This window comes from Vibrio sp. 1069, from assembly GCF_033340555.1.
Genome location: NZ_JAWOWP010000263.1, coordinates 1 through 792, shown reverse-complemented (window position 1 = coordinate 792; position 792 = coordinate 1). Strand labels below are relative to the sequence as shown.

Annotated in this window: 1 protein-coding gene; it reads right to left on the bottom strand. The window is 48.0% G+C overall.

Annotated elements, in window-relative coordinates; all coding sequences use genetic code 11:
• Positions 1-792, bottom strand: a 792-nt coding sequence (locus R7040_RS25865) for an AMP-binding protein (RefSeq protein ID WP_318097489.1), incomplete at both ends; no start/stop codon positions are given.

Genomic DNA, 792 nt, shown 5'->3' with positions numbered 1-792 from the left:
GCCAACGCTGTGGTACCAATCTAATAGTGCGGGTGATACCGGAGCAGAACCACAACCCAAAACTCGCGCTTGATCTAACCCCAGCCCTTCGGCGAGCTTTTTCTTAATCAGCGAATTTACGAGCGGTATTTTCAGTAAGAAATTCAATTTTTTCTGTGGAAGTTTGTCTTGAATGCGTTGCTGGAACAGAGTCCATAATCTCGGTACAGAAATGAACAAGGTTGGGCGGTGCATTTTCACGTCTTCGATAAAAGTATCGAGCGACTCTGGGAAAGCCGTTGGTACGCCACCCATGATGGATGAACCAAAAATATAAACGCGTTCAGTAATATGTGCCAATGGTAGGTAGGAAAAGAGTCGGTCGTTAGCTTGAATGCCGATGTGGTTGATCAGCTGTTGTACCGACCAACTAAACGCTCCGTAAGTCAGCATTGCGCCTTTTGGCAAACCTGATGTGCCGGAGGTATACACCAATGACATCAACTTATCATCGTAGTGTTGTGGACGCTCTTCACTTGGCACGGCATCCGCAATCAATGCGTTGAACTGGTATTGGCATTGTGGTGCTGAATCATACGGCAGCGCGATGCTGATAAGCTCTGGCATGGCATCAATGACTTGCTGAGTTGCTGCTGGGTCATCAAGCTTCCCCCCGATCAGCGCCTTACTTTCACTGTGAGTTACACAGTATTCAATCGTGTCGGCCCCTGCGGTAGGGAAAATAGGTACGCTTACGTAATCCCCTAGCATCATGGCCAAATCGCAGATAAACCACTCTGCGCAGTTTTTCGA